The sequence below is a fragment of the Enterobacter sp. Y17 genome (assembly GCF_019730495.1).
GTDB lineage: Bacteria > Pseudomonadota > Gammaproteobacteria > Enterobacterales > Enterobacteriaceae > Enterobacter > Enterobacter asburiae_B.
In genome coordinates, this window is record NZ_JAASKP010000001.1 from 1,425,140 (window position 1) to 1,448,748 (window position 23,609).

The 23,609-nt window shown below is 52.4% G+C and carries 19 protein-coding genes; 12 read left to right on the forward strand and 7 right to left on the reverse strand.

Features of this window, described 5'->3' with window-relative positions; translation table 11 throughout:
- Window positions 1-13 precede the first annotated feature (13 nt).
- Entirely contained in the window at window positions 14-628 is a 615-nt protein-coding gene (gene dmsD / locus HCH49_RS06570; RefSeq protein WP_221702428.1) for a Tat proofreading chaperone DmsD, read from the forward strand.
- A gap of 39 nt (window positions 629-667) precedes the next feature.
- Here dmsD and HCH49_RS06575 read toward each other — a convergent pair whose 3' ends face one another.
- On the reverse strand, window positions 668-2,383 hold the full coding sequence (locus tag HCH49_RS06575; RefSeq protein ID WP_221702429.1) for a SulP family inorganic anion transporter: 1,716 nt from the start codon (window positions 2,381-2,383) through the stop codon (window positions 668-670).
- 169 nt (window positions 2,384-2,552) lie between these two features.
- Window positions 2,553-2,978 carry a VOC family protein gene (locus HCH49_RS06580; RefSeq protein WP_221702430.1) on the reverse strand — a complete coding sequence of 142 codons (426 nt, stop codon included), beginning with the start codon at window positions 2,976-2,978 and terminating at the stop codon, window positions 2,553-2,555.
- Between the two features lie 253 nt (window positions 2,979-3,231).
- Here HCH49_RS06580 and HCH49_RS06585 point away from each other — a divergent pair, with 253 nt between their 5' ends.
- Window positions 3,232-3,780 (forward strand): hypothetical protein, encoded by a 549-nt coding sequence (locus tag HCH49_RS06585; protein WP_260454038.1) that lies wholly within the window; start codon window positions 3,232-3,234, stop codon window positions 3,778-3,780.
- A 123-nt stretch (window positions 3,781-3,903) separates the two neighbouring features.
- On the opposite strand, the gene HCH49_RS06590 is transcribed toward HCH49_RS06585, so the two are convergent.
- Entirely contained in the window at window positions 3,904-4,740 is an 837-nt protein-coding gene (locus HCH49_RS06590) for a MipA/OmpV family protein (RefSeq protein ID WP_221702431.1), read from the reverse strand.
- Window positions 4,741-4,943: 203 nt separating this feature from the next.
- On the opposite strand from HCH49_RS06590, the gene HCH49_RS06595 reads away from it, so the two are divergent.
- The 3 genes from HCH49_RS06595 to HCH49_RS06605 all read left to right on the forward strand — a co-directional run bounded on the left by HCH49_RS06595 (window position 4,944) and on the right by HCH49_RS06605 (window position 7,626).
- A complete protein-coding gene (locus HCH49_RS06595; RefSeq protein WP_048980503.1) occupies window positions 4,944-5,621 on the forward strand; it encodes a response regulator transcription factor in 678 nt (225 codons plus the stop codon).
- Window positions 5,621-7,009: a HAMP domain-containing sensor histidine kinase gene (locus HCH49_RS06600; protein ID WP_047061713.1), complete on the forward strand. Its 1,389-nt coding sequence runs from the start codon at window positions 5,621-5,623 to the stop codon at window positions 7,007-7,009. Before HCH49_RS06595 ends, HCH49_RS06600 begins: the two co-directional genes overlap by 1 nt.
- A 137-nt stretch (window positions 7,010-7,146) precedes the next feature.
- The gene (locus HCH49_RS06605; protein WP_029739386.1) at window positions 7,147-7,626 is read left to right on the forward strand and encodes an Rrf2 family transcriptional regulator; all 480 of its coding nucleotides are present in this window, start codon (window positions 7,147-7,149) and stop codon (window positions 7,624-7,626) included.
- Window positions 7,627-7,723: 97 nt separating this feature from the next.
- Here HCH49_RS06605 and oqxB read toward each other — a convergent pair whose 3' ends face one another.
- Both oqxB and HCH49_RS06615 read right to left on the reverse strand, forming a co-directional pair.
- On the reverse strand, window positions 7,724-10,879 hold the full coding sequence (gene oqxB, locus HCH49_RS06610) for a multidrug efflux RND transporter permease subunit OqxB (protein WP_047061712.1): 3,156 nt from the start codon (window positions 10,877-10,879) through the stop codon (window positions 7,724-7,726).
- 24 nt (window positions 10,880-10,903) lie between these two features.
- Complete coding sequence (locus tag HCH49_RS06615) at window positions 10,904-12,079, reverse strand: efflux RND transporter periplasmic adaptor subunit (protein ID WP_221702432.1); 1,176 nt, start codon at window positions 12,077-12,079, stop codon at window positions 10,904-10,906.
- A gap of 336 nt (window positions 12,080-12,415) precedes the next feature.
- On the opposite strand from HCH49_RS06615, the gene HCH49_RS06620 reads away from it, so the two are divergent.
- The 7 genes from HCH49_RS06620 to HCH49_RS06650 all read left to right on the forward strand — a co-directional run bounded on the left by HCH49_RS06620 (window position 12,416) and on the right by HCH49_RS06650 (window position 21,924).
- Window positions 12,416-12,769, forward strand: a complete 354-nt coding sequence (locus HCH49_RS06620; protein WP_039262679.1) for a helix-turn-helix domain-containing protein — start codon at window positions 12,416-12,418, stop codon at window positions 12,767-12,769.
- A gap of 70 nt (window positions 12,770-12,839) precedes the next feature.
- Window positions 12,840-13,157 (forward strand): YebG family protein, encoded by a 318-nt coding sequence (locus tag HCH49_RS06625; protein WP_221702433.1) that lies wholly within the window; start codon window positions 12,840-12,842, stop codon window positions 13,155-13,157.
- A gap of 140 nt (window positions 13,158-13,297) precedes the next feature.
- Entirely contained in the window at window positions 13,298-13,513 is a 216-nt protein-coding gene (locus HCH49_RS06630) for a DUF6500 family protein (RefSeq protein ID WP_039262681.1), read from the forward strand.
- Window positions 13,514-14,351: 838 nt separating this feature from the next.
- Window positions 14,352-16,643: an autotransporter outer membrane beta-barrel domain-containing protein gene (locus HCH49_RS06635; protein ID WP_221702434.1), complete on the forward strand. Its 2,292-nt coding sequence runs from the start codon at window positions 14,352-14,354 to the stop codon at window positions 16,641-16,643.
- A gap of 1,747 nt (window positions 16,644-18,390) precedes the next feature.
- Window positions 18,391-20,031: an autotransporter outer membrane beta-barrel domain-containing protein gene (locus tag HCH49_RS06640; protein WP_221702435.1), complete on the forward strand. Its 1,641-nt coding sequence runs from the start codon at window positions 18,391-18,393 to the stop codon at window positions 20,029-20,031.
- A gap of 414 nt (window positions 20,032-20,445) precedes the next feature.
- Window positions 20,446-21,090, forward strand: coding sequence for a molecular chaperone (locus HCH49_RS06645; protein WP_183269152.1), 645 nt, complete (start codon window positions 20,446-20,448; stop codon window positions 21,088-21,090).
- Between the two features lie 225 nt (window positions 21,091-21,315).
- Entirely contained in the window at window positions 21,316-21,924 is a 609-nt protein-coding gene (locus HCH49_RS06650; protein ID WP_221702436.1) for a helix-turn-helix domain-containing protein, read from the forward strand.
- Between the two features lie 89 nt (window positions 21,925-22,013).
- Here HCH49_RS06650 and HCH49_RS06655 read toward each other — a convergent pair whose 3' ends face one another.
- Window positions 22,014-22,625 carry a helix-turn-helix domain-containing protein gene (locus HCH49_RS06655; RefSeq protein ID WP_221702437.1) on the reverse strand — a complete coding sequence of 204 codons (612 nt, stop codon included), beginning with the start codon at window positions 22,623-22,625 and terminating at the stop codon, window positions 22,014-22,016.
- Window positions 22,626-22,639: 14 nt separating this feature from the next.
- Window positions 22,640-23,269 (reverse strand): hypothetical protein, encoded by a 630-nt coding sequence (locus HCH49_RS06660; protein WP_221702438.1) that lies wholly within the window; start codon window positions 23,267-23,269, stop codon window positions 22,640-22,642.
- Between the last annotated feature and the right edge of the window lie 340 nt (window positions 23,270-23,609).

Here is a 23,609-nt window from a genome sequence, read left to right on the forward strand (position 1 = left end):
CAAGGAAAGTTTAATGAAAGACGTCTCACATCGTGAATCGTTCGCGTTCAGCGCCCGGGTGCTGGGCGCGCTGTTTTATTTCGCTCCCGACAGCGAGCAGGCCGCGCCGCTGGTGAAAGCGCTCACCGCTGGCGAATGGGTTCAGGACTGGCCCCTGCCTTCGGAAACGCTGCAGCCCGTTGCCGATACGTTTGCCTCATCTTCCGATGAACCGCTGGCGGACGCCTGGCAACGGCTGTTTATTGGTCCGTATGCCCTGCCCGCTCCGCCGTGGGGTTCCGTCTGGCTGGACCGTGAATCCGTATTGTTTGGCGACTCGACCCTCGCGCTGCGCCAGTGGATGCGGGAGAACAATATCGCGTTTGAGATGCAGCAGAATGAGCCGGAAGATCATTTCGGTACGTTGCTGCTGCTGGCGGCGTGGCTGGCCGAGAATGGCCGCGAGCCGGAGTGCAATCAGCTTCTGGCGTGGCACCTGCTGCCGTGGAGCACCCGCTTCCTGTCGGTGTTTGTCGACAACGCCGGGCATCCGTTTTATACCGCGCTGGGCAGGCTTGCGCAGCTGACGCTCGCGGACTGGCGATCCGGGCTGCTTATTCCGGTTACGGAAAAGACGCTGTATCGCTAAGGGTGTGGCTTGCTCGCGGGTGGCGGGCAAGCCTTTAGCTTATACCTCGCCACCTGATTCACTCGCACTCTCTTTGCTTTGAATGAACCGAAGTGCCAGATAGAGGTCTGGCGCCAGAATCATGTCATCATCATTCATCGTTGGTCGGCTATCTTTAAACCAGCGCGTTAATTCCGTTTTTCTGCCCGCAAGGATTAACGTAATCTCTCGACCCTTCAGGTCACGCTTTAACTCATTTATGGTTGCCAGAACGCTGATATCTGAATAGGTGAAGCATGCAACGGCATCAATGACCACCCATTTAGGCTGTACTGCTGCACCATCAACCAGGTTCAATACCCGACGCTTAAAATAAGCCACGTTAAAATAGGTCAACGGGGAGTTAAATCGATACATCAGCACGCCCGGGACCATTTTAATATCGGTTGTATTCCCTAACGAGTGAATCATTCCATCTTCGTCGGTTCCCAGTAAGTGCTCAGAGGGACGAAACACCGTACGCAGGAACTGTAACAGGCCAAGCAACACCGCAAGGCCGATCCCCTGGATAACGCCGATAATTAACACACAGCCAAACGTGAAAAAGGCCAGGCGAAATGCCTGTTTATTTCTTCGCCTCAGATTCCATAACCCGCGCAGATCAATTAATGACCAGGATGCGTACATCAGAACAATTCCTAATGCAGATACCGGAATAAATTGTAATGGCTGAGTGAAAAACACCACCACGATACCGATGAGTAAGGCTGCGACGATGGAAACCAGCTGGCTTTTCCCACCCACTGAATCATTAACCGCTGTCCGGGAATCGGCTCCACTGATAGCAAACCCCTGAGATAACCCAGACATAATGTTCGCAATACCCAGCGCTCTGAACTCTGCATCAGCATTAATTTCATAGCCATTTTTCGCGGCGAAACTGCGGGCGGTCAGCATCAGGCTGACAAAACTGACCAACGCCAGGTTCAGTGCCGGGATCACTAAATCACGCATCGGACCGGGCTGGAACGCGCCCCAGTTAACGACGGGTAAACCAGGCTGGAAGCCTTCACCCCCAATAGTGGCAATACCGTACTGTTGCGCAGATGTCGCCCATACCAGTAGCGTTGTCATCACAATGGCAATCAACGGTGCCGGCCAGTGGCTGCGATAGGTTTTGATCGCCATTAATATAATTAACGTTAAAAGCGATATGCCAACGGTTAATAAATGGCTGTCGGAAAGACGGCCTGGCAAGGCCATTATTTTCTCAATAACCTGCGCTTCGTCGAGTTTTATCCCCAACACCTTGCCTAATTGCCCGACAATAATCGTCACGGCAACGCCATTAAGCAAACCCGTGAGGATGGGATGAGAAAGTAAATCGGCAAGTGCGCCCAGACGAAATTTACTGGCAAGCAGGCACCATCCGCCCATCATCAACGTCATGATAATCGTCAGCTGCCAGTGCAGTTCGGAATTACCTGCAGAAAGCGGAAACACGACGGCCGCAATCACCGCGCAGGTCGTGGCATCAGGGCCCACAATAAGCTGACGTGAAGAACCAAAGAGTGCATACGCTATCATCGGTAAAACGCAGGAATAGAGCCCCACTATCGCCCCAACACCTGCCAATTCAGCATAAGCAATAGCCACGGGTAGCGCGACAGCCGCAACGGATAACCCGGCTTTAACATCATGTTTTAGCCAGCTTTTATTGTAGGCTAACAAAGTTTGTAAACCTGGCATGTAGTTTAACAATTGTTTTCCGAACACGTTCTTCTCCGGATAGGAATATTAGCCACGTCATGCTGGCACACTTCTCAGTGAGGTTCTGGCTTTCAAATGCTCCGGATTAAGGCGTCACTGTTCAGAATCTAATAACAGTTCAACTATTTATTATTCTGACTGGTGTTAAACATAGTTCAAAAACGACCGCTTGTGACTATTCTTCGTCCGGGAACGTATCGGCTTCAGGAGAATAATGCTGACAAACGCATGCCAGCTTATGCCCGTCAGGATCGCGCAGATAGGCAACATAAAAATCGGGGCCGTACGCGGTTCGTGTCCCTGGCATGCCTTCACTCCTCCCTCCCGCAAGAAGGCCTGCTGCATGGAAACGTCTGACTAGCTCCGCGTTAGCTGCACGGAATGCGAACATTGTCCCGTTTCCCGCCGTTGCGGGTTGTCGGTCAAACGGAGGACAAATACAGAAGCTAAACCCCTCATCTGGATTATTTTCATCTCCCCACATTGCCCAGTCCTCGGTCCAGGCAGGCAAACGTGAATAGCCAAGCACGTTAAAAATCGCGTCATAAAACGACGCGGCGCGCTGAAGATCCTTTGTACCTATGGTGATATAAGTCAGCATCTTGTCACATCCTCTTTGCCGTTTTCTGAACAGCGATTATACCTCAGAGGCTATGATTTTAGCGGCGGCAAAAGGCTGATTTTCACTCCTGTAAGCGCGTGGGGTAAGGGTTCGCAGAACATGTTCTATCGTAATTTCAGCCCCCAATCCGTGACGTGAATATCTCGAGTTTTGGTATGTATGCTAAAATTTATCCAGCTGAAGACCGAAAACAGTCCTTATAATTTCAGTACGTTAGCCAAAGTGAGCGAATATGGATAATATTCCACATAAGCAGACAGTTCGGAAAAGATGCCCCACATGGCTGTGGTGCGGAAGTTTTTATCTTTTTACGTTGCATTGCTCTGCAGATGAAATAAATCTGTATTCAATAAACACCGGCTCATACGTTTATCATCTGACCCATAATCGAGGACAATACACGGAGAACTTTGAAAATAAGTTCATATCCGTGGAGAGGAAATTCTCGGATACGTCGAAATACAGTCTTGTGCTAGGGACAATGAAAAACAGCTTTAATGACAGATGCCTCGCTGCCGGCGTAAGAAGAGACTGGGCTGGATGGGATAACGGTTGGGTTTTTAAAGGAATCTATGGATATGTAGGTGAATTTTTCCTTAATACTTTCGATGATTGTGGTGACCATGGTTCATACCATGATTTTAAAAAAGCAACGGGGATAGGATTTTCGCCCTATATATATCATGGGTTCCAGTATAATTTTACGTCTTATTTTGGAATGGATGTGGGTATTATCATACCTTCCGTGTTTGTCATTACGGCACAATGGAGCTTTAGATAAATCCGTCAACCTCGTGTGCAGTGCTGTAACTGTCTGCAAAGGGAACCGCCCCGCCATCTCAACCGGAGCGGCTTTAATTACCGCAAGTGCGTGCTCAAAACGTTAAGCCACCGCGGCCCACAATCAAAAACTGTACGTCACCTTCAAACTCCCCGTGGGCGACGTTTTGCGTTGTACAATGGGGCTATCACCCGCATCCCCCGTCAGCTGCGTAACGCCCGCTGAGGCAAGGACGCTCCAGCGCGAGGTGAGCCTGTGGGTCCAGTCAAGATTCATCGAGTAGCCATAAATTCCCGCCCCGGCGTCATGTCGGGCAAAGCCCGATGCGCTCGACTGAGCGGCGCTGACCCCGTAGTAGGTCTGCATATACTTGTCGGATCCCCAGCTGCCGGTCAGCGCCAGCGTCACCTCATTTTTGGGTGAGGTATAGAACGGGCTGGAAATGCCGAAATGCACCGCTTCACCGTTGTCCCTCTCAGAAACCGGAACCTCTGCCTGCAGCTGCAGGTGAAGCCAGTCGGTCACCCTGTACTCAAGCCCGGGCACAACGATTGCCGAGCCTTTTATCTCGCCCATTCCCCGCAGCTCGTCGCTGCCGGAGCTGATGGAATCGCTGCTCACGTCTTTATCTTTACGCCCAACTCGATAGCTCAGCGCGGCGCTGTAATCAAGATTGCCAAAGTTGTTGCCGTAACCGATCCCTCGCGTGGTGCCGATAAAGAAGCCGTTTGCCATGGCGTACTCCACCACCTGAGCTGCGGAAACGCGGGTTTTATCGGAACCCGAGTAGCGCGGCGCGACGTCCACGCCGCCCCCCAGGGTTAAGACGTTACCCTGGCTCTGCTCTGCCGCAAGTGCAGGCGTGGCCAGTAACGCCAGAACGACGCCCGACACGAGGTTTTTCAGGCTGCGGCCCGGAAGTAAATGGGGGAACGTATGACGCAGTTCGATGTTTCTCATTAAAGAAGCCCTTCTGGATTCAAATGATGACGATGCATGCGGTTAACCGCCAGAACGCCCATTTTGAATACCGACCCTAAGGTTCTTATGAGCCGAACATGAAGAAACACTGAAGCGCGAGCCGACGCTGTAAACCGGGCAGGTTTCCTGATACCGTTTTTTTCTTAAGAAGTTCTTCATTCACGGTTGATACAGTTACCAGTGTGAAAATTCTACTAATCGAAGACGACCTGGATCTCGGCAACGGCGTACGTATCGCCCTCTCCGATCAAGGGTTTGACGTCATATGGGTTCGCCGCAAAGAGGATGCGCTGCATCAGCTGGACGTCTGCGTGCCGGAACTTATTTTGCTCGACCTGGGGCTGCCCGACGGCGACGGCATGAGCCTGATGGCGCGTTTGCGTCAGCAGCTCAAGGGGATCCCGGTCATCATCCTGACGGCGCGAGGTACGCTGCAGGATCGGCTGTGCGGGCTGGATGCCGGTGCGGACGACTATCTCGTCAAGCCATTTATTCTCGCCGAGCTGCTGGCGCGGGTGAGAGCCCTGGCGCGGCGCAGCTACGGTTTCGAGAATGAGGCGATAGAAATTCGAGGCCTATCGCTTCATGTTCCGACGCGCCGCGTGACGGTGAGCGCGCGCCACGTAGACCTGACGGCGAGTGAATATGCGCTGCTGGAAACGCTGATGCTGCGCGCTGACCGCGTGATTACGCGACGGTTTCTGGAAGAACGGATATTCGGCAACAAAGAGAACCTCAGCAATGCGCTCGACGTGCATATGGGAAATTTGCGGCGAAAAATCGGCGATGGCTATGTGCGAACGGTGCGGGGCGTCGGGTATGTCATTGATACCGTTTCAGTCCAGAAGGTAACAGGGTAATGCAAAACGTCTGGTACCACCTGAGACGCCCAACGCTGGTACGGCGAATTATTATCGCCCAGTTGCTGCTGCTTACCCTGCTGTGGTGTCTATTTTTAACCTTTATTCTGTGGGAGGACCTGCGCAGCCCTCCCATCCTTACGGGCAGTCATACCTACGACACCCTTTTTACCCTGGTCGAGCGGATGGACGAACACCCGCAGGATCGCACCGCGGTGCTGGAAGCCTTTAGCAAGGCGCTGCGTGAGGGCTATGGCGGCGGCGAAGATCCCGCGCTGTCAATCAACTTCATCGTGCGCAAAAATAACGCGATTATTTTTTCATCGCCTGATGCGCCAACGGGGGTAACCAACACCCGGTTTGGGGAAATGCAGCGTGTTCAGAGCGATGGTCGTACCTGGACCAGCCGAACCCTTAAATCCGCTCATTCCGACGTGGAGGTCACCCTTTTCACCCCGGCCGGCGGCTGGAACTTCTTTATCTACCTGAACTCGCGCGGCTACTACATCATGCCGCTGCTGGTCTGCTTCCCTTTTCTTCTGTTTCCCGCGTGGCTGTCAATCCGCATTGCGATGCGCCCCTGGAACAAGGTGGTCAATGAAATTACGTTACGCACGCCTGACGATCTCTCCCCTTTAAAAGCCGTTCCCGGACACAGGGAGCTTCGCCAGATGGTGGATGCGATCAATGACTTCCTTGCCAGGGTGCGTGAAAGCGCGGAAAGGGAACGGGTTTTCATTGCGGATGCCGCGCACGAGCTGCGTACGCCCCTCGCGGCGATGCGCATCAACGTGGAAGCGCTGCAGTCCTGGGTCATTAGCGAGAGCCAGCAGGAGCTGCTTGCGGGGGTGATTCGCAGCAACAGCCGGGCAGCGCGTCTCGTCAACCAGCTGCTGCTGATGATGCACAGCGAAGCGCGCATTGATACGGAAATGGAGACCGTGCCGCTGACGACGCTCATCCAGGAGCGAATGGCCGAGCTGGAACCGCTGGCGTCTGCGCGCAGGATTGAGCTGGAATTCTTCGCCGAGGATGACATCTGGATCCCCGGCGTCAGGGAACGCCTGGTATCGCTTATTGATAACCTCATTGAGAACGCCGTGAAGTACAGTCCCGAGGGCGGGCGGATTCAGGTCGATGTCTGCATAGCAGATGGCTTCGCGCGGCTTCGCGTTTCAGATGCAGGGCCCGGTATTCCGGTTGAACTGCGCGAGCGCGTGTTCGACCGGTTTTTCCGCGATCCCAATCAGGTGCAAAGCGGGAGCGGGCTGGGGCTTGCCATCGTCAAAGCGGTGGCGCAGCAACACAACAGCAGCGTAAACCTGAGTACTTCCGCTGAAGGTGGCCTGATGGTTACGGTTGACTTCCCGAACCGCACGTTTTGCTAAATCAGAACAGGGAGTTCGATCGCAAATGCCGCAGATTGCTTCAAAATAATTACCGTATTTGTTATATTGTTGTTTATTGCTTATTCACCTCTGCGGTGCCAAAAAGAACAAGATTCACCGCAACCCAGGACAGAGAAATGTTAGATTACCGCTTCCCGACAGCTTTGCAGATGGTTCTCAGCGTAGCGATGGCGGAGCAATTGGGTGAACGTTCCACGAGTGCGATTCTGGCCTACGGCCTGGAAGCGAACCCGAGCTTCATCCGCAAATTGATGGTTCCGCTGACGCGTGACGGCATTATCGTCTCAACGCTTGGCCGTAACGGCTCAATTCATCTTGGTCGCCCGCCGGAAGAGATCACCCTGCGCGACATCTACCTTTCGGTCATCGAAGATAAAAAGCTGTGGGCCTCGCGCCCTGACGTACCGGCCCGCTGCGTGGTCAGCGCTAACGCCTGCTGGTACTTCAAATCGATATCCGAAGAAGCCGAGGAGGCTTCGTTAGCGGTACTCGCCCGCCATACCGTGGCAAGCGCCCTGGAAGCGGTTAAAAACGCCGATAGCAGCGGATGGGATCCCCTCCCGGACCTTATTGCCCAGTATCAAAAAACGTCGTAACGATCTTGCCGGGTGGCGCTGCGCTAACCCGGCCTACATTCAGATGTAAAAAAACCGCCTTCACAATGAAGGCGGTTTTTTATTATCTGCAGCGTTCCTACGCGGGCAGAACGTCCCTTTCCTCTTTTTTCCCGCGCGTCACGAACTTACGCAGCGTCACGTAAAACACCGGCGTCAGGAATAGACCAAACAACGTCACGCCCAGCATCCCGGAGAAGACCGTGATCCCGGTGACGCCGCGCACTTCTGCGCCCGCGCCGTGGCCGAGGATCAGCGGAATAGTCCCGGCAATAAAGGCGATGGAGGTCATCACAATCGGACGTAAACGCAGGCGGCACGCCTCCAGCGCGGCTTCCATAATGCCTTTGCCCTGAATTTCCAGCTCGCGGGCAAACTCCACGATAAGAATCGCGTTCTTACACGCCAGCCCCATCAGCACCACCAGCCCCACCTGCACGAAGACGTTGTTATCGCCACCGGTCAGCCAGACGCCAAACAGCGCGGAGAGCATGGTCATCGGCACGATGAGGATCACCGCCAGCGGCAGCGTCCAGCTTTCATACAGCGCCGCCAGGACCAGGAACGCCAGTAGCACCGCGACCGGGAAGACGATCAGCGCCGTGTTGCCCTGCGTTGCCTGCTGGAAGCTCAGATCCGTCCATTCAATGTTCATCCCGTTTGGCAGGATCTGCTTAGACATGGCGTCCAGCTGCGTCATCGCCTGTGAAGACGAGAGGACGCGCGGGTCGGCATCGCCAATCAGATCCGCCGCCGGGTAGCCATTGTAACGGATCACCGGATCCGGCCCGTAGGTGGTCGTGATTTTCACCATACTGCCAATCGGCACCATTTCGCCCTGACTATTACGGGTGCGTAAATTCGCAATATCTTCAACGCTGTCGCGGAACTGCCCGTCGGCCTGCGCCATCACGCGCCAGGTACGGCCGAACTGGTTGAAGTCATTCACGTACGACGAGCCCAGATAGGTTTGCAGCGTTCCGAAAAGATCGGTCAGCGACACGCCCTGCGCTTTCGCCTTGTCACGGTCGACCTGCACGTCCAGCTGCGGAACGTTAGCCTGGTAGGTTGAAATCGGGAAGTGCATTCCCGGGGTCTGCATAATCGCGCCGGACATGGTGTTCACCGCGTTTTGCAGCGCGCCATACCCCAGACCACCGCGATCCTGGATGTACAGAGAATAGCCCGACCCCTGACCCAGCCCTAAAATCGGCGGTGGCAGGATGGAGAAGCCAAAACCTTCCTGAATTTGCGCGATTTTCGCGTTAATCTCCGCGTTTATTTCCGCCGCAGTATGTTTGCGCTGGTCGAACGGCTTCAGGCCAAAGAAGACCGTCCCGGTATTCGGCGTATTGGTGAACTGCAGCGCGTTCAGCCCCGGGAACGCAACCGCGTAATCCACCCCTTCGGTATTCATCCCGATTTCGCTCATTTTGCGGATCACCGCGTCGGTGCGCGCCAGCGAAGAACCTTCCGGCATCTTCACGCCGCCAATCAGGTACAGCTTATCCTGCGTCGGAATAAACCCGCCGGGCACCGCTTTAAACATCACGCCAGCGGCACAGAGCAGCAGCAGATACACCACAAATACCGAGCCGCGCCGTCCCAGCGTTTTGCCCACCAGCCCCTGATAGCCGTTCGAGCTGCGGTGGAAAAAGCGGTTAAACGGACGGAAAATCCAGCCGAACAGACGATCGATAAGCCGGGTCGGGAAATCTTTCGGCGCGCCGTGCGGTTTTAACAGCAGTGCCGCCAGCGCCGGAGAGAGCGTCAGCGAGTTAATAGCGGAGATGACCGTGGAAATCGCGATCGTCACCGCAAACTGCTTGTAGAACTGACCGGTAACGCCCGAGAGAAACGCCATCGGCACAAACACCGCGCACAGCACCAGCGCAATCGCGATAATCGGCCCAGACACTTCGCGCATCGCCTGATGCGCCGCCGCAAGCGGAGCAAGCCCCTCTTCTATGTTTCGCTCGACGTTTTCCACCACCACGATGGCGTCGTCCACCACGATACCGATGGCCAGCACCAGCCCGAACAAACTCAGGGTATTCAGCGAGAAGCCGAGCAGGTAGAGAATGCTGAAGGTACCCACCACCGAAACCGGCACCGCGATCAGCGGAATGATCGACGCGCGCCAGGTTTGCAGGAACAGGATCACCACCAGCACCACCAGTACCACCGCTTCCAGCAGCGTTTGCACCACCGCACGGATGGAGTCGCGCACGAAAACGGTCGGATCGTAAGGTGCCGCCCACTTCATGTCAGCCGGGAAGCGCGTGGACAGTTCGTCCATTTTCGCGCGCACCGCGTTAGACAAATCAATGGCGTTCGCCCCAGGCGACTGGAAGATACCAATCCCGACCGCGTCTTTATTGTTCAGCTGGGAACGCAGCGCATAGCTGCCGGACCCCATTTCGATACGCGCCACGTCGCGCAGGCGGACTACCGTACCGTCCTGCGTCGTTTTCAGGACAATATTGCCGAACTCTTCTTCGGTATGCAGACGCCCCTGGGCGTTAATGGAGATCAGGAAATCGCTCTCTTTCGGCAGCGGCTCGGCGCCAAGCTGCCCGGCGGATACCTGCACGTTCTGCTCCTGCATCGCCGTGACCACGTCCGACGCGGTCAGCCCGCGGGCCGCCACCTTGTTGGGATCCAGCCAGACGCGCATCGCGTATTCACCCGAGCCGAAAATCTGGATCTGGCCGACGCCGGGCAGGCGCGCCAGCTCGTCCTTCACCTTCAGCGTGGCGTAGTTACGCATATACAGGGAGTCGTACTTGCCGTTAGGCGAAAACAGATGCACCACCAGCGTCAGCGTCGGGGACTGTTTCTGGGTGGTAATGCCCAGGCGCCGCACGTCTTCCGGCAGACGCGCTTCGGCCTGCGCGACGCGGTTTTGCACCTGCACCTGCGCCTGATCCGGGTCGGTTCCCGGACGGAAGGTGACGGTGGTGACCAGCACGCCGTCGGAGCCCGCAACGGACTTCATGTACATCATGTTCTCAACGCCGTTGATCGCCTCTTCCAGCGGCGTCGCCACCGTCTCGGCAATCACTTTCGGGTTAGCGCCCGGGTACTCCGCGCGCACCTGCACGCTTGGCGGCACGACGTCAGGATATTCGCTCACCGGCAGCAGCGGGATGGCGATTAACCCTGTGATAAAAATCAGAATCGACAGCACCGCGGCAAAAATCGGCCTGTCGATGAAAAAGCGGGAAAAGTCCATGGATAGGATTCTCAGGTCAAGGGATCAGTTGAGGGCGCTGGTGGCGGTCATGGCAACGGTTTTCGCGTTAACCGGCATACCCGGCATAAACACTTTTTGTAAACCCTCGACGATAACTTTATCGCCAGGGTTCAGCCCCTGCCGCACGATGCGTAAACCGTCTGCCAGACGGCCTGGCGTGATGTCGCGACGCTGCGCTTTCCCCTCTTTATCGACGATATAAACGTATTTACGATCCTGATCGGTCAGCACCGCTTTGTCGTCGATAAGCGTGGCTTTGAACTCCGCGCTGCCCGGCAGGCGGACGCGGGCAAATAGTCCCGGCGTGAACTGACGCTGGGCGTTATCCAGCAGAGCGCGCATACGGATGGTGCCGGTACTCGGCGTCAGCTGATTATCAAGGAAGTCCACCTTGCCCTGATGGGGATAGCCCTCCTCGCCCGTCAGGCCAATCTCAACCGGAAGCGCCGTGTGATTGCTGGACGCCCCCTGCCCGCTGCGGGCCAGATTCTGGTAGTGAAGGTAGGTCGACTCGTCCACGTCAAAGTAGACGTAAACCGTCTTCTGCGAGACCAGCGTGGTGAGAACGCTGGCGGTGTCGCCCGCGGTCACCAGGTTGCCGCTGGTGATCAGCGCCCGGCTGGCGCGACCGTCGATAGGCGCGGTGACTTTGGTGAAGTCCAGGTTGAGCTGCGCGGCGTCCACTGCCGCCTGCGCGGCACGAATATCGGCCTGCGCCTGAGTGGCGGCCGAACGACGCTGCTCCCACTCTTCACGGGAGACAACGTTGGTATTGACCAGCTTATCGGTACGGTTAGCCTCACTTTGCGCCAGGTTGGCCTGCGTTTTAGCTCTCGCCAGGTTCGCCTGCGCCTGTTCCAGCGCCGCGCGATAGGTTCGGTCATCAATCGTGAACAGCACCTCACCCTTCTTCACTTCCTGGCCGTCGGTGTAATTCACTTTATCAATGTAGCCGGACACGCGCGGACGGAGCTGAACGCTCTCCACCGCCTCAATCCGGCCGTTAAAGCTATCCCACTGGCTAATGGATTTCACCACCACGTCAGCAGCGCTGACGGCGGGCGCAGGCGGCGCGGCGTTTTGCGCGACGCTGTTGTCGCATCCGACGAGCAGCACGGAGAGCAACATGACCCCCAGCGCGTTCAGATGAAAGTTACCCCAGGTTTTTTGCAGGCTCATTATTTTTATTCCGGTAATTGTCGCCGCCGGGCAAGACGCAGCAGGAGGCACTGCGCCACTTCCTTTGTCCGGTGGCTGTCTCAAGGCCATTTGTGTCGTTCATCGCCACAAAACTGTAACAGTTGCGAATACACTATCGCGGCGATTGTAGGAAGGCGCTTAACTAAGTGCAAGAATAATTGTTGCACTTTATGTGCTATTTGAGCGGATGTAAAAAGACCCGTTTCGGTCAGGGTTTTAAATGCAACAATAAAACTTGCAATTAATACAAAAACGCGCCACCTTTTAATGCAACAGATAAAGATACCTTTTGACAGACCGCGTGGGGGTAACCAGATGAACACTGGCGCATTTATGCATGATTTACTCGACTGGATCGACAACAACCTGGATAGCCGTCTGGACATTGAGTCCGTTGCCAGGCGATCCGGCTACTCAAAATGGCACCTCCAGCGCCTGTTCAAAGAGCATACGGGCTATCCCCTCGCCGGGTATATCCGCGCGCAAAAGCTGCAAAAATCGGTTGAGCGCTTAACGCGCAGCGATGAGCCGATTCTGAACGTGGCGATCGCGCTGGGCTTCGACTCCCAGCAGTCCTTCAACCGCAGCTTTAAGCGTCAGTATGGTCAGGCGCCCGGGGCGTGGCGGCGGAGTATGGGTGGCCCGGAATCGCAGCAGCTTTGCCAGTGATGCATATTTTGCTGCAATGTCTATCGGTAGCTGCTATACTGTATATAAATACAGTATAGCGAGGTGCACGATGGCTGTTGAAACAAAATTTGTTGTCGTAAGAAAAGGTGAAGAGAAAATGACATTTGCCAGTAAGAAAGAGGCTGACGCTCACGACAAGCTGCTCGATATGGCAGACGCGTTCACCGACTGGCTGTTGCAAAGCGGAATGCAGTTGGATGAAACGCAGGCTGAAAATCTCGGCCTGTATCTCGCCGAGCAGAAAGAGACGGTGCAGCATATTCTGCGTACCAGCAAGCTTCCCGATCTCAATGCTTCAGCTGCAACGGATAAAACAGAATCCGATGCGGCTGACACGAAAAAAATCAGGGCCGTGAAAGCGGCCTGATTGTCAGAAAAACCATCACCGATCCTGGCGCCGTAAGCAGATAACTGCTTACGGCTTTTTTAGCTGTCCGCAGGGTTCCGCTGCTGGTTGAGGGTAACGATGTCGTTGTTTCAGATTCAGAATATAAATAAGGAGATGACGTGCGCCAGGAAATGAAGGCGAAAATCATCAGGATCTGTGATTCAAAAATTGCCTCTAAGGGAAGCCATGTTGGGCTTTCGTTTTATGCTTTTTTTGCTAATAAAAATGACGATCCAGAACTGCTTATGGAAGTTGCGCACTGGTGGATTATGGAAATGAAACTCGATCATTTTGAAAAGGCAGAAAAGATCCGAAACCTCGTCTCAGCCCTGTAACACGCTAAAGCGGAATGGCCGGTGAGGACAGGACGCCAGCCTACACGTCAACTTTTCGTTCAAAGCAGAAATTTTTTCTGCTGCTGTCAGCTTTGCACCGTGAGTCCAAATGCTTAATGAGATCGCCCGGCGTTTAGCGCCTTCGGTGCCGAATCAGCTCTATCGCACCTGTCCGGGTTAATAATAGATCCTGTCATGCGCTTCGTAATAATAGATGCCGTTCAGTTTATTCTGAACAGCACTTTTTTTATTTTCGTTTTATTAAATAAAAGTTAACATTATTTAAGCATTATATTGCAATCATGTTATCAGGGAAAAGCCTGGGTAAGAACGCCTCATAAAAAACCTATTTATCAGTCGATTACAACATCCGCCTGATGTTTTGGGGATGAAAGTACTAAAGAGGACTATATTTTCGGAGTTTTTCTTTTTAATTGAACGTAAAATTTCTGAACTTTTTAGTCGGTCGCAATTAATAATATTGCTCACCGCAATACATTTATTCCTTTTTATGGCAAAACACTCTCTATGGTGCAATATGGCAAACGCAAAGCAGCAACCTTCAACTAGTTTCAAACCCAAAAGAAATGCGCTGAATATTTTTATTTTGAGCGTTCTATATTCCTGTGGAAATACCGCCGTCGCGCAGGTTATCAGCGCGGATACGGATATTACCAAGCAGGTGGTTACAGATGGGATCACCTTTGCGACGGATGATGTGACTTTGAATATCAATGGTGCAAGCAAAGTCACCGGGGGGGGAACGGGACCGGCAATCTTTGTTGATTCCCCGAGCGGAAAGGAGACCATCAATATTAGCGGTCAGGGAACGGAAATCATGAGTATGGGAGCGGGTATTCAGATTGCCCAGACAGACGGTTCCTCCCTAAGCGTGACAGACGGTGCACGCGTGACCAGTGCGAACGGCAACGCAATTTATATTCACACTGACAGTGGCAGGGTTGCGACTAACACCAACCTGAAGGTTGATAACGCGACCGTTGTTGGGGGTTATGCCGGTGTGCATATCTGGGCCGATGATACCACGGCAAGCATCACCAATTCGGTACTGGGCTCAACCGGAGCCGCGGATGGCTACGCGTTGAAAATGACGGGGCAACATAACAACGTCAATGTTGAAAACACTGAGTTAAATTCCAACGCATTAGGTGGAATCTATGTTCGTACTTATAACAATTCAACCTTTACGATAAGTGATTCTACCGTTACAGATACGTCATCCTATGGTTATGGCGTCAGGGTAAATAACGCGAGTTCGACCGACATTACTATCAATAATACGAAGATCAGTGGTGCTCTGGCCGGTCTTCTGGTCGATAACAGCGCCAGTACGGGTAGTACCATAACCCTTAATGGCTCTTCTCTCAAAGCTACTGCGGGCGATGGGGTTAAGCTGGGTAATGGCTTTACGCTGAACGTGAACGAAGGCTCCACGATCACCGGTAATAATGGCATTGTGCTTTACGGTGATGCTATCGGCAGTACCGTTAATATTGCTGATTCCACTGTCACCGGGGCAACGAATCTGCTGCAGATCGACGGCACGAGTGCAGTGAACACCGTTGATTTCACCGGCTCTACCCTGTCCGGCGCCATCACCACCTCTTCAGGCGCTGACCAGTCGGTGAGCATCGACAGCTCAGCCTGGACCGGTAGTGCCGGGAAAACCGGTACCGGCGCGCTGGCGCTGAATATCAGCAACGGCTCAACCTGGATCAACAACGCGGCCACGGATGTCGATGCCATCAGCCTGACCGGTGGCAGCACCATCGTGATGGACGGCGGGAATATCCACACCGCAAGTCTTTCCGACAGCGCACCGACCACGCTGCTGGCGGCGGCCAGCCCGACGGCATCCACCATTTACTCCACGTATAACGCGGAAACCGGTTCAGCCTTCGTGCTCACGGCCGACAAGGCCACCGGCAGCTTCAATGCCGGCGTCACCTCCAGCTCCAGCGGTGCGGCGGGCGATATGACCGGCAACACCATTGTTCAGGTGACGGACGGTTCCGGTGCAACCTTCAACTCCATGCAGAGCGATGTCGGGGTTTACCGTTACGAATCACGCAGCGTGGCTAACGCAGACGGGTCAACCAGCGTGATCCTCGATAATATCACGCCAGAACCGACGCCAGACCCGGCCCCTGGCCCGAATCCGAACCCGGATTCACGCACGCTCTCAACCGCCGCGCAGGCTGTGGTGAATACCCGTGCGGCAGCGATGAGCATCTGGAGCGACGAACAGGACGTGCTGAACCGCCGTCTGGATAACGAGCGCCTCACCGGCAGCAGCGACGGCACGGTGAACGCCTGGGGCAGCTACTACGGCGGCTACCACCGTCAGCAGGTCGAGCAGACCAGTTCTGCCTACGATCAGACCAACAACGGCTTTATGTTAGGTGCTGACAAGCGTGTCGATATCGCGCCGGGCAACCTGCTGTTCGGTTTTGCCGCCACCCGCGGGTATTCGGATGTGAACATGCATGACGGCGGCAGTGCAGGTACAGATGTCGACAGCTACGGCGCCTCACTGTATACATCACTGCGCCTCAACAACGGTCTGTTCTTTGATGCCAGCATCAAGGGTACGCACCTGAAAAACGACATCAGCGTGACGTCTCTGGACGGCGGTCATACCACCGGCGACTATAACAACAATGGCTTCGGCGGAGCTTTCAAAACGGGCTACCACAAGCAGTTTAACGCCTGGTATATCGAACCTTATGCCCAGATTTCTTATGCCCGCTATAACAGCGTTGACTACAAGCTGAAAAATGGCCTGCACACGAAAGATGACGGCAGCACCTCACTGGGTCTGGAAGGCGGTGTGAATGTCGGTACGGCGATGGCGCTGAACAATGGCACCGAGGTCCGTCCGTATGTGCATCTGGCCGTTGCGGGTGAAACCGAGAACAGCAACACCATGGACATCAACGGCGAAAAAATCAACGACAGCACCGACGGTTCACGCGGCATCGTTGGCCTGGGCGCGGATGTGAAGCTCAGCAAAAACCTGAGCGGATGGGCCGGGGCGAACTATGCCAAAGGTCAGGATCACTACGAGTCTCCATGGCAGCTGAATGCCGGTGTCAGCTACACCTGGTAATCTAATGGCAGGAGCGAAAACCGGGCATAATGTTATGCCCGGTTTTTTTTTACGAAAAGCCTGCAAGGATAACGTCCTTTTACAAAGCTTCCGGATGCACAAAAAGATAACACGCTTCTGCGCAGCCAGTTTTATCCCCCTCTTCACTCCATGTAATTTGCAGTTCCGTTAAGTATTCTGTGCCAATCCGCAAATGCTGGGCGCCAGCGTTGAACGTCAACGTCTCGCTCAAAGCAGACATTTTTCTGCTGCGGCCCGCTTTGCACCAGGAGTTCAATCGCTTAATAAGATCGCCGGGCGTTTAGCGCGTTCGGTGCCGAACCAGCTTTATCGCACCTGTCCGGATTAATAATAGATCCTGTCATGCGCTCCGTAATAACAGATGCCGTTCAGTTTATTCTGAACAGCATTTTTCTTCTTATTTTCGTTTTATTAAAGAAAATTTAACATTATTTTCGCATTACAGTGCAAGCCTGTTATCTGGAAAAAGCTTGGGTAAGAACGCCTCAAAAAAACTTATCTATCAATCAATTACAACATCCGCCTGATGTTTGGGGATGAAAGTACTAAAGAGGACTATATTTTCGGGGTTTTTCTTTTTCATTAAAATTAGAATTTCTGAACTTTTTTAGCTGGTCACAATTAATAACATTACTCACCGCAATACATCGGTGTCATTTTTATGGCGAAATACTCCTCATGGTGCAATATGATAAATGCTAAACAGCAGTCTCTAAATACTTTTAAACCAAAAATCAAGGCAATTAATATTGTTATTTTAGGCGCCCTTTATTCCTGGGGTTCCTGCGCAAGCGCGCAAACCATCAGTGCCGATACCGATGTTACCGGTCAAAATGTTACTGATGGCGTACTAATAGACACAGCTGGTGTCACTGCCAATATCAATGGCGGTAGCAAAATAAGTAATACCCCAGATAAAAATAGTGTAACCATTAATCTTACAGACGCTACGAAAGGCGCAACACTGAATGTCAGCGGCGCAGGGACCACTATTTCTGGCGGAAAAATTGGTATAGATGTTGCTAACTCTACAGGGGCTACGGTTAACGTCACAGACAATGCGTATGTAGAAGGCGTGGAAACCGGTTTATTCGTCCGTAATAATATTAATGGTCAGGCTAAAGCGAACCTGAAGGTTGAAAATTCAACCATCAAGGGTGGGAAAAACGGTGTCTATGTCTGGGAAACATCGGGTAAAAGCGGCAGTAATGTTGATATCTCTAATTCCTTGATTGAGGCTAATGGTGGCGGTTCTGGCGACATAGCAGTATTTATTAGCGAAGGGAGTAGCGTTGTCCATATCACTAACGGCACGATTAAATCGGACGGTCAAGGCATCAAGACCAATGGTGGCTATTCCGGCGCAATAGATATTGCGGACTCAACCATTTCTGCGGCTAATACTGGATTAAGATTTGCACTAAATAATGGAAGTACTTACAACATTTCTAACACTACTGTAAATAGTGATGATACTGGCTTTGCAACGTACGGTAATAAAAATACCAACGTAACGCTGTCTAATGGCACAACAGTAAACGGTGTTAATTATGGGATCTACGCTGATGATGCCGGCAATGAAAATAATATCATCAATATTGATAGCTCCACGGTAAGTTCCTCGACCGGAAATGGTGTTGCTCTGGGTGGCGGTTACACGTTAAATTCAAGCGCAGGGTCAACTATAGAAGGTGATAGCGCCATTATCCTTAAAGGGGGTACCACCATGGGCTCCACCGTTAGCGTGAAAGACTCCACGGTGACCGGCAAAACCAATCTGCTGCAGATTTCCAGTACCAGCGCAGTGGATACGGTCGGTTTCAGCGGCTCTACCCTTTCCGGCGCCATCACCACCTCTTCAGGCGCTGACCAGTCGGTGAACATCGACAGCTCAGCCTGGACCGGCAGTGCCGGGAAAACCGGTACCGGCGCGCTGGCGCTGAATATCAGCAACGGCTCAGCCTGGGTCAACAACGCGGCCACGGATGTCGATGCCATCAGCCTGACCGGTGCCAGCACCATCGTGATGGACGGCGGGAATATCCACACCGCAAGTCTTTCCGACACCGCACCGACCACGCTGCTGGCGGCGGCCAGCCCGACGGCGTCCACCATTTACTCCACGTATAACGCGGAAACCGGTTCAGCCTTCGTGCTCACGGCCGACAAGGCCACCGGCAGCTTTAATGCCGGCGTCACCTCCAGCTCCAGCGGTGCGGCGGGCGATATGACCGGCAACACCATTGTTCAGGTGACGGACGGTTCCGGTGCGACCTTCAACTCCATGCAGAGCGATGTCGGGGTTTACCGTTACGAATCACGCAGCGTGGCTAACGCAGACGGGTCAACCAGCGTGATCCTCGATAACATTACGCCAGAACCGACGCCAGACCCGGCCCCTGGCCCGAATCCGAACCCGAACCCGGATTCACGCACGCTCTCAACCGCCGCGCAGGCTGTGGTGAATACCCGTGCGGCAGCGATGAGCATCTGGAGCGACGAACAGGATGTGCTGAACCGCCGTCTGGATAACGAGCGCCTCACCGGCAGCAGCGACGGCACGGTGAACGCCTGGGGCAGCTACTACGGCGGCTACCACCGTCAGCAGGTCGAGCAGACCAGTTCTGCCTACGATCAGACCAACAACGGCTTTATGTTAGGTGCTGACAAGCGTGTCGATATCGCGCCGGGCAACCTGCTGTTCGGTTTTGCCGCCACCCGCGGGTATTCGGATGTGAACATGCATGACGGCGGCAGTGCAGGTACAGATGTCGACAGCTACGGCGCCTCACTGTATACCTCACTGCGCCTGAACAACGGTCTGTTCTTTGATGCCAGCATCAAGGGCACGCACCTGAAAAACGACATCAGCGTGACGTCTCTGGACGGCGGTCATACCACCGGCGACTATAACAACAATGGCTTCGGCGGAGCTTTCAAAACGGGCTACCACAAGCAGTTTAATGCCTGGTATATCGAACCTTATGCCCAGATTTCTTATGCCCGCTATAACAGCGTTGACTACAAGCTGAAAAATGGCCTGCACACGAAAGATGACGGCAGCACCTCACTGGGTCTGGAAGGCGGTGTGAATGTCGGTACGGCGATGGCGCTGAACAATGGCACCGAGGTCCGTCCGTATGTGCATCTGGCCGTTGCGGGTGAAACCGAGAACAGCAACACCATGGACATCAACGGCGAAAAAATCAACGACAGCACCGACGGTTCACGCGGCATCGTTGGCCTGGGCGCGGATGTGAAGCTCAGCAAAAACCTGAGCGGATGGGCCGGGGCGAACTATGCCAAAGGTCAGGATCACTACGAGTCTCCATGGCAGCTGAATGCCGGTGTCAGCTACACCTGGTAATTTAATGGCAGGAGCGAAAACCGGGCATAATGTTATGCCCGGTTTTTTTTACGAAAAGCCTGCAAGGATAACTTCATATTACAAAAGCTTTAGCATGGCACAAAAGGTAACGCGTTTCTGCGCAGTCAGCTTTCTCCCCCGCCCCTGCCGCCCTCACCTCAGAAACCCATTGCAATCCAGCAACCAAAGAGCCCTGCCTGCAGATACATCAGGTTGGTTCATAAACACGGTTCTATGATAATAGTGGACAAATAAAGAAATTTTGTCTGATGTAACAATTAGAACACAATCCTTTTAAGGACTTACAAAAAAAGACTTTTTTTATCTTCGCCAGTATCATCTTTTAAGATCTGCAAGGAGCTCCAGATAATAATATTACGGAGTTTGTTTCAATTAATTATTGTGGAGTCAGGATTGAAAGCCACATTACCTATATTAACTGGCTGCGTTGCAATTGCCCTCATTCATAATACCTCCGACACTGTCAATTTCCGCGGCACCCGTTTTTTAGATAAAGCAGCAAAAAAAGAAGTTTCAGTAATCGTGCGCAACCCGTTCAGTGCACCGTATTTAATTGAGGCGGTAGTGAAAAATCTTAACAACGACGTGCACAAATCCCCCCACCTCATCATTCTTCCCTTCTGTCACCAGGAAGGCGGTAAAGAGAACCTAAAGCGCCTTGTTATTGCAGGCACGCTTTCCCAGGTTAAAGAGTCGATGTACAGGCTTCGCGTCAAGGCGATTCCGTTTGCGTCTAAGGAAAATAAGACGCTACAGATTGCCGCCGCGACCAGTATCAAACCCATCTATCGCCCTGACGCGCTAAAAGATGCCCACGTTGAAAAACAGAGCGATAAACTCAAGTGGCATGTTACAGGCGAGCGGTTTGAAGGACTTTCTTATGAGGCCTACAGCGGCGGGAGAACAGGGATTATCGATACTGCCTCAGCAGTTGGCACGCCGACCTTTAAAATTCATACACATACTGTGAGTATGGCCTCTGGCAACATACCCGGTACAATCAGTCCTGTTATTACCATGTCATTTGCATACAACTGAGGACGAGCTGCGTACGCAAAACCGCTATCGGAAGGCGGTTTCATGTTTGTTTTTCTCACAAGGATGTCCAGATGAAGCTAATCCTCCAACCCCATATTCTGTTCAGAGCCTTATCAACCTCCTGACTGATTGTATCGATACGTTCTGATTCGGAATTTTTATCATCTTTTCAACAAACTCTTCTATCATACATTAACAATTATAATTTTTTTGGTAGCCATAAGTATGAAACCTGAAACACATTTCAATACCCTGATCGAGGCAGCCTCTGACACCAGGCGGATCCAGAGTGGTAAGCCACGCCAGCTCATTTCGCTGGAGAAGAAAACCGAGCCAGTAACGTTTATCCTGCATGAGGGAGTCGTTGCGATATACCGAAGCAGCGATCGGCTTCTAATCAAATACATCAAAGCCCCAATGATTACTGGCATGAACGAATTAATTGACACCAACGCCGACATTTTTATAAAGGCCTACAGAAATGTTAGCTATGAGATCCTGCCCACAAAAGAGATGCTTGACGTCATCAGTACGAAGGGATTATGGAAAGAGGCCGCATACTGTTATATGTATGCCGTCCGGCAACTGCTGGTCGCCCACTACTCATCCGTCGGGCTCTCCACCTATGAGTTGATACGACTGAATTTGATTGCCCTGATGAATGAAGATGAAGCGCTGAGTGGTCATGTCAACGTCAGTGATTATATTCTCGAAAAAACCCGACTTTCACGCAGTCGTGTTATTAAAATACTGGGCGATTTGCGTATCGGTGGTTATATTGAGATCAATCGAGGTATTCTGATAAAAATTAATAAATTGCCTGAAAAATATTAAGCGCTTTTAACGGATAATTAACACAGGTCCGTTATATCTGACAAACAATACCGGGGGATAAATTACCTGACGTAAGAACAGCTGCCGCATCACAGCGGCGGCTGGAGCTTTTGTATCGCTTTGCGCAGTTGCAGATCATTCTTAACCCCCAGCTTAAACATAATCTTTCGCTTATGGGTACTGATCGTTTTCTGACTTCGAAACATTTCACGTGATAATTCAATCCCGGTTTTACCGCTTTTCAGGCCAATAAGTACTTTTTTTTCTGCATCGGTAAAAATCATACCGTCGGTTATATTATTTTCCTGCTCCTGCAGTCGCAGGAAGTGAGCACTGATATAACGTTGTTTTTTCATACTGTGTTTTATTAGCTCACGCAGTTCAAGCAGACGTTCATCCACACAAAGCAGTGAACACCGGTATGACCTCATGAGCTGATGCGCCAGCTTCTCCTGACATGCAGAGAGCATAACCAGAGCAGTTCCTTCACCTGGCCGGCAGAGACTTTCGTACTCCGCGGCGGAGATATCAGTAAGCGTGTCATATGCGGTGAAATCAAGCAAAGTCAGATGCGCGTTATCCTGCCGTGTAAGTTCATATTTCCAGTCAGGGTTTTGTTCGCGAAAAGCCTTCAGGCTGGATATAAACCCGTTCAGTAGAGTCGGATGAACCACACGGGAACAAACAGTAAAAGTAAACATAGTTCTCCAGATGTTCAGACTGAATAAATCTGATCCAAACGGTTAAGCAGATCCAGCCAACTGGCTGACTTTTGCAGGCTCAGACGTAACCGGATGTTTTGTTTATGGGTGAAGACCGTTTTATATCCCATATGGCGCATACTGGCGATCTCATAGGCACTCAGACCTCGGGCGCAGTCGATAAGAATATTCAGTTCAGAGTGTGTGAGCCTATTTTTTCTATTCATGTTATTTATTAGCGGGGAGCGTAAAGGCAAATATCCTGAACTGAAATTTTTGGATAACATACGCTGAGCGAGTTCTTCTTCCAAATAATTTTCGCAGAGTAGCGTCTGTACACCAAGCTCGTACATCAGTCTGATAAGCAGGTCATCCCGTTTTGCGACCCAGACGATAATTTCTTTTCCCTGCATTATCAGATGATGAATTATCCGCAATAGAGAATATATTTCTTCACCGGCACCACTAACGCCTGCAGCGAATAAAGACGTTTGATCATTAAAAGGAGGTACCTCCTCTATTAGCGCGTCTGGTTCAATCACTAACAGAGAGCCATTGACGGCCTGGATGCTGTTTTTGGCCGCATTGCGAAACAGTGGCCGAGGTTCATAAAGTATAATTTCTGTTATTTTTTGCTGTAACATCGTATCATTTATAAATATAAGTCAATATAGATAATATTAGATAAACATGCTGCAATATTGGAGTGGTTTTGTGTCCAATAAAGGATGTCAATTGCAGATAATTATTTTCCAGGGGATTCCTGGGGCGGAATTTATTTTTTTCGGCAGGAAAACGATGATCGCTGGCTTTGTACCATCGACAACTCCTGCGGTACGAGCGCGGCGCAGTTGTCTGAGACAGCAAAAAGATAGGCATCCGCCGGAAGGGGTCGATTGGGCAAGACAGTACATCCCACTAAATTTTGCCCCAACCTTCCCCGCGCAACTGGTGTATTGTTTTTAGACAATTCATTCCTCTAAA

Bases quoted from the DNA above. Each gene is read 5' to 3' on its own strand.
- HCH49_RS06605 (WP_029739386.1), top strand. From the start codon at position 7,147: ATGTTAGATTACCGCTTCCCGACAGCTTTGCAGATGGTTCTCAGCGTA.
- HCH49_RS06655 (WP_221702437.1), bottom strand. From the start codon at position 22,625: ATGTTTACTTTTACTGTTTGTTCCCGTGTGGTTCATCCGACTCTACTG.
- dmsD (WP_221702428.1), top strand. From the start codon at position 14: ATGAAAGACGTCTCACATCGTGAATCGTTCGCGTTCAGCGCCCGGGTG.
- HCH49_RS06635 (WP_221702434.1), top strand. From the start codon at position 14,352: ATGAGTATGGGAGCGGGTATTCAGATTGCCCAGACAGACGGTTCCTCC.
- HCH49_RS06615 (WP_221702432.1), bottom strand. From the start codon at position 12,079: ATGAGCCTGCAAAAAACCTGGGGTAACTTTCATCTGAACGCGCTGGGG.
- HCH49_RS06580 (WP_221702430.1), bottom strand. From the start codon at position 2,978: ATGCTGACTTATATCACCATAGGTACAAAGGATCTTCAGCGCGCCGCG.
- HCH49_RS06650 (WP_221702436.1), top strand. From the start codon at position 21,316: ATGAAACCTGAAACACATTTCAATACCCTGATCGAGGCAGCCTCTGAC.
- HCH49_RS06600 (WP_047061713.1), top strand. From the start codon at position 5,621: ATGCAAAACGTCTGGTACCACCTGAGACGCCCAACGCTGGTACGGCGA.
- HCH49_RS06625 (WP_221702433.1), top strand. From the start codon at position 12,840: ATGGCTGTTGAAACAAAATTTGTTGTCGTAAGAAAAGGTGAAGAGAAA.
- HCH49_RS06660 (WP_221702438.1), bottom strand. From the start codon at position 23,269: ATGTTACAGCAAAAAATAACAGAAATTATACTTTATGAACCTCGGCCA.
- HCH49_RS06590 (WP_221702431.1), bottom strand. From the start codon at position 4,740: ATGAGAAACATCGAACTGCGTCATACGTTCCCCCATTTACTTCCGGGC.
- HCH49_RS06640 (WP_221702435.1), top strand. From the start codon at position 18,391: ATGGGCTCCACCGTTAGCGTGAAAGACTCCACGGTGACCGGCAAAACC.
- HCH49_RS06620 (WP_039262679.1), top strand. From the start codon at position 12,416: ATGAACACTGGCGCATTTATGCATGATTTACTCGACTGGATCGACAAC.
- oqxB (WP_047061712.1), bottom strand. From the start codon at position 10,879: ATGGACTTTTCCCGCTTTTTCATCGACAGGCCGATTTTTGCCGCGGTG.
- HCH49_RS06585 (WP_260454038.1), top strand. From the start codon at position 3,232: ATGGATAATATTCCACATAAGCAGACAGTTCGGAAAAGATGCCCCACA.